The 5801-nt window shown below is 46.3% G+C and carries 2 tRNA genes and 2 rRNA genes; all 4 read left to right on the top strand.

Annotated elements, in window-relative coordinates:
* The first annotated feature begins 820 nt into the window (after positions 1-820).
* The 4 genes from ACYVFA_RS15840 (at position 821) to ACYVFA_RS15825 (ending at position 5760) form a co-directional block, all read left to right on the top strand.
* Positions 821-2321, top strand: a 16S ribosomal RNA gene (locus tag ACYVFA_RS15840).
* Positions 2322-2503: 182 nt separating this feature from the next.
* Positions 2504-2577 (top strand) — tRNA-Ile (locus tag ACYVFA_RS15835).
* 19 nt (positions 2578-2596) lie between these two features.
* Positions 2597-2670: transfer RNA gene (locus tag ACYVFA_RS15830), tRNA-Ala, on the top strand.
* A 278-nt stretch (positions 2671-2948) separates the two neighbouring features.
* A 23S ribosomal RNA gene (locus tag ACYVFA_RS15825) occupies positions 2949-5760 on the top strand.
* The 16S and 23S rRNA genes sit together here with 2 tRNA genes alongside, the layout of an rRNA operon.
* Positions 5761-5801: the final 41 nt, after the last annotated feature.

Here is a 5801-nt window from a genome sequence, read left to right as displayed (position 1 = left end):
TATAAACATTTGAAAAAGGCAAAACTGTAAATGGTTAGTTATAAGAGAAGTAATGAAAAGTGTTTGAAAAACTTTCGGTGGGGGTCTTGACAAAGGGGAGAAAACGCCGTACCTTTGCAGTCCCAAAAATGAGAGACACACCGAGCGTTACATAGCAGGAGCATAGTAAAAAGGTGGTAATCAGAAAGTTAGAGGGGCGAAAAAATAAAGTTTATAATTAATTTGGTTTGTAAAAAATAAAGTCAGAATTTTGCACCCCGATTGATTGAGACGTTAAAGAAAAAGAGTTGAGCGGTTGAATGAGGTGAAAATAAATTTTGAAATTAATTAGGTTTTAAAATAAATAATTCAGAATTTTGCACCCCGATTGATTGAAAGAGTAAAAGAAGGGAGTTTGAGAGAATGATTGAGGTGAAAATAAAAAGTAAAATTAATTTGGAGGTTTAAGAAATAATTCAGAATTTTGCACCCCGATTGATTGAGAGTTTAAAAAGAGAAGTTACGAAGCGCGAATGAGGAGATAAGGAGAGTGAAAAAAAAATATGAAAAAATATTTTTTTAATTCAAAAACAAGTCGTAACTTTGCAATCCGTTTCGCTTAGTAAAAAATAAGAAACACGAAACGAAAAATAGTAAAGAAGAGTAATTAAAAGTAAAACAAGAAAACAGGTTAAGTTGTTCAAAAATAGTTTAAAATTTTTCAGAGCACTTAATTTTAGTTTTAACGAGTCGGAAGGCTGAAAGGCTGGATGAATAAAGTTCATTAACTTGTTGAGAATGCAAATGCGAGACCAAAGTGGTCAGGCAAACAAATTCATTTACAATGGAGAGTTTGATCCTGGCTCAGGATGAACGCTAGCGGCGGGCTTAATACATGCAAGTCGAGGGGTAGCAATACACCGGCGCACGGGTGCGTAACGCGTATGCAACCTACCTTTATCTGGGGGATAGCCCGGGGAAACCCGGATTAATACCGCATAAGTAAGTAACTCGGCATCGAGTAGCTTTGAAAGATTTATCGGATAAAGATGGGCATGCGTAAGATTAGATAGTTGGCGAGGTAACGGCTCACCAAGTCTACGATCTTTAGGGGCTCTGAGAGGAGAATCCCCCACACTGGCACTGAGATACGGGCCAGACTCCTACGGGAGGCAGCAGTAGGGAATATTGGGCAATGGACGCAAGTCTGACCCAGCCACGCCGCGTGCAGGAAGAAGGCCCTCTGGGTTGTAAACTGCTTTTGACTGGGAAGAAAAGAATCTTTGCGAAGATAGTTGACGGTACCAGCAGAATAAGCCACGGCTAACTACGTGCCAGCAGCCGCGGTAATACGTAGGTGGCGAGCGTTATCCGGATTTATTGGGTTTAAAGGGTGCGTAGGCGGCTGATTAAGTCAGCGGTGAAAGGTAGCAGCTTAACTGTTTTACATGCCGTTGATACTGGTTAGCTTGAGTTAACAGAAGGCAGATAGAATTTCTGGTGTAGCGGTGAAATGCTTAGATACCAGAAGGAATACCGATTGCGAAGGCAGTCTGCTGCAGTTACACTGACGCTGAGGCACGAAAGTGCGGGGATCAAACAGGATTAGATACCCTGGTAGTCCGCACAGTAAACGATGATTACTAGTTGTTGGCGAGAGTCAGTGACCAAGGGAAACCGATAAGTAATCCACCTGGGGAGTACGCCGGCAACGGTGAAACTCAAAGGAATTGACGGGGGTCCGCACAAGCGGTGGAGCATGTGGTTTAATTCGATGATACGCGAGGAACCTTACCTGGACTAGAATGTGAGGGAATTATTCAGAAATGGATAAGCCAGCAATGGCCCAAAACAAGGTGCTGCATGGCTGTCGTCAGTTCGTGCCGTGAGGTGTTGGGTTAAGTCCCGCAACGAACGCAACCCCTGTTGTCTGTTGCCATCAAGTAAAGTTGGGGACTCAGACAAGACTGCCTACGCAAGTAGAGAGGAAGGAGGGGACGACGTCAAGTCATCATGGCCCTTACGTCCAGGGCAACACACGTGCTACAATGGGCGATACAGAGTGTTGCGAGCCGGCAACGGCAAGCCAATCACAAAAAGTCGTTCACAGTTCGGATTGGGGTCTGCAACTCGACCCTATGAAGCTGGAATCGCTAGTAATCGGATATCAGCTATGATCCGGTGAATACGTTCCCGGACCTTGTACACACCGCCCGTCAAGCCATGGAAGTTGGGTAGACCTGAAGCGGAAGGTAAAAGATTTCGTTAGGGTAGAACCAGTAACTGGGGCTAAGTCGTAACAAGGTAGCCGTACCGGAAGGTGCGGCTGGAACACCTCCTTTTTAGAGATATCTATCATATATATGATAAGAAATCAAAAACGACTGACACAAAGGATTGAGCATTTGTATTCTCTTCAACAAGTTATGTAGAAATTAGAGTGAAGGAACGGAAGTTTACAGAGTGTAGTGGTTGTAGCAGCAAAACTACAACGGACTAACCGACTGCGAACTCCTGAAAAAAGGGGCTTGTAGCTCAGGTGGTTAGAGCGTTACACTGATAATGTAAAGGTCCGTGGTTCGAGTCCACGCAGGCCCACAGAAATTGAAGAATACATGGGGGTTTAGCTCAGCTGGCTAGAGCACCTGCTTTGCAAGCAGGGGGTCAACGGTTCGAATCCGTTATCCTCCACAACAAGAGTACTGCTTTGAAAGCAGGGAGTCACGGCGGGACGCGTAGTCTTCGAATCCGTTATCCTCCACAGAATTTAAGAGTAAAACAATAAGTTAACTGATACTTTAACAATCGGATTTAGTTCTTTACGAAGAAACAAGGTAGTAATACCACTATTCTAATGATGAATAAATAATTTACTCCAACAAACTAGCACAGCTTGGTAGTTATTGGGGATTTATTCTGACTTGGGTGAAGTTATTTGACATGATGGAAGAGAGAATAAAAGAGATAATGTAGGAGCTACATAAGGGCGTACGGAGGATGCCTAGGGTCTCAGAGGCGAAGAAGGACGTGATAAGCTGCGATAAGCTACGGGGAGAAGCACATTTTCTGTGATCCGTAGATTTCCGAATGGGGCAACCCAATAGTTTGAAGAACTATTACCATATCTGATATGGAGCTAACTCGGTGAACTGAAACATCTAAGTAACCGAAGGAAAATAAAACAACAGTGATTCCGCAAGTAGTGGCGAGCGAACGCGGAGAAGCCCAAACCATTTTTGTTACGGCAAAAGTGGGGTTATAGGACTGCATTTAGGATTTATGTTTAAGTTGAATGATTTGGGAAAATCATCCATAGAGTGTGAGAGACACGTAAACGTACCGACATAATGACGAGCAGTATCCTGAGTAGGTGGGGACCGGTGGAATCCCCTCTGAATTCGGCGGCACCATCCGCCAAGGCTAAATACTCCTGAGACACCGATAGTGAACGAGTACTGTGAAGGAAAGGTGAAAAGCACGGGGAGTACCCGGGTGAAATAGAACCTGAAACCGTACGCTTACAAGCGGTCGGAGCAGCTTAGTGCTGTGACGGCGTGCCTTTTGCATAATGACCCTACGAGTTACGGTCACCGGCAAGATTAAGTATTTCAGATACGTAGTCGAAGCGAAAGCAAGTCTGAATAGGGCGAATAGTCGGTGGCTGTAGACGCGAAACCTTGTGATCTACCCATGGTCAGGTTGAAGGTTGGGTAAAACCAACTGGAGGACCGAACCAGTTAACGTTGAAAAGTTTTTGGATGAACTGTGGGTAGGGGTGAAAGGCTAATCAAACTGGGAAATAGCTCGTACTCTCCGAAATGTATTTAGGTACAGCGTCGAGGTTGAGTTATATCGAGGTAGAGCTACCAATAGGATGCGGGGGAGTCAAATCCTACCAAATTCTGATAAACTCCGAATGCGATATAATATACTCGGCAGTGAGGGCTTGGGTGCTAAGGTCCGAGTCCAAAAGGGAAAGAACCCAGAACTACAACTAAGGTCTCTAAATCTATACTAAGTTGAACTAAGGAAGTCTGATTGCAGAGACAGCCAGGATGTTTGCTTGGAAGCAGCAATCATTTAAAGAGTGCGTAACAGCTCACTGGTCGAGCGAGGCGGGCATCGATAATAAACGGGCATCAAGTATAGTACCGAAGTTTAGTCAAGATTTAAATCTTGGGTAGGAGAGCATTCTGTTCGCGGCGAAGGTGTATCGTGAGGTATGCTGGAGCGGATAGAAAAGCAAATGTAGGGATAAGTAGCGATAATGTATGTGAGAACCATACACACCGAAAGACTAAGGATTCCTCAGCTACGTCAATCAACTGAGGGTTAGTCGGGTCCTAAGGATAATGCGAAAGCAGAAGCCGATGGCAAACAGGTTAATATTCCTGTACTGGTGATGGTGCGATGCGGGGACGGAGAGTTGGAGTGTGTACGTCCTGACGGAATAGGGCGTTGAGGGGAGGCTTAGGCTGAACCGAACATGTGAAAACGCTTCCAAGAAAAGCCGCTAAGCTTCAGCCATTTACCACCCGTACCGTAAACCGACACAGGTAGTCGAGGCGAGAAGCCTCAGGTGCTCGAGTGAGTCACAGCTAAGGAACTCGGCAAATTAACCCTGTAACTTCGGGAGAAGGGGAGCCTCAGCAATGAGGCCGCAGAGAAATGGCCCAGGCGACTGTTTAACAAAAACACATGGCTTTGCTAAGTTTAATGACAAAGTATAAGGCCTGACACCTGCCCGGTGCTGGAAGGTTAAGAGGGGATGTCATCGCAAGAGAAGCATTGAATCGAAGCCCCAGTAAACGGCGGCCGTAACTATAACGGTCCTAAGGTAGCGAAATTCCTTGTCGGGTAAGTTCCGACCTGCACGAATGGTGTAACGATCTGGGCACTGTCTCAGCTGTGAGCTCGGCGAAATTGTAGTAGCGGTGAAGATGCCGCTTACCCGCCACGGGACGGAAAGACCCCGTGAACCTTTACTATAGCTTAACGTTGAATTCGGGTAACTGATGTGTAGGATAGGTGGGAGGCTGTGAGCCGGTGTCGCTAGGCATCGGGGAGCCAACGTTGAAATACCACCCTTTGGTTATTTGGATTCTAACTCGCGCTGCGAGGACACCGTTTGGTGGGTAGTTTGACTGGGGTGGTCGCCTCCAAAAGAGTAACGGAGGCTTCCAAAGGTAGTCTCAGCACGCTTGGTAACCGTGCGTTGAGTGCAATAGCAAAAGACTGCTTGACAGTGAGACCAACAAGTCGAGCTGGCTGGAAACAGGGGTATAGTGATCCGGTGGTTCTGTATGGAAGGGCCATCGCTCAAAGGATAAAAGGTACTCCGGGGATAACAGGCTGATCTCCCCCAAGAGCTCACATCGACGGGGAGGTTTGGCACCTCGATGTCGGCTCGTCACATCCTGGGGCTGGAGAAGGTCCCAAGGGTTCGGCTGTTCGCCGATTAAAGTGGCACGCGAGCTGGGTTCAGAACGTCGTGAGACAGTTCGGTCCCTATCTGTGGTGGGCGTTGGAAGATTGAGAGGGTCTGACTTTAGTACGAGAGGACCGAGTTGGACGTACCGCTGGTGCATCTGTTGTCCTGCCAAGGGCATGGCAGAGTAGCCAAGTACGGACGGGATAAACGCTGAAAGCATCTAAGTGTGAAACCCTCCTCAAGATGAGTCTTCCATTGAGATTCGTCATAGACGATGACGTTGATAGGCTACAGGTCTAAAAGTGGTAACACCCAGCCGAGTAGTACTAATGAATCGAGGGCTCCTATTTTTTTCAATCTCTTTTGTTCTCTCTCCATTATATTGTCAAGA

This window comes from Emticicia fontis, from assembly GCF_054779675.1.
This window is presented reverse-complemented; position numbering and strand designations above follow the sequence as displayed.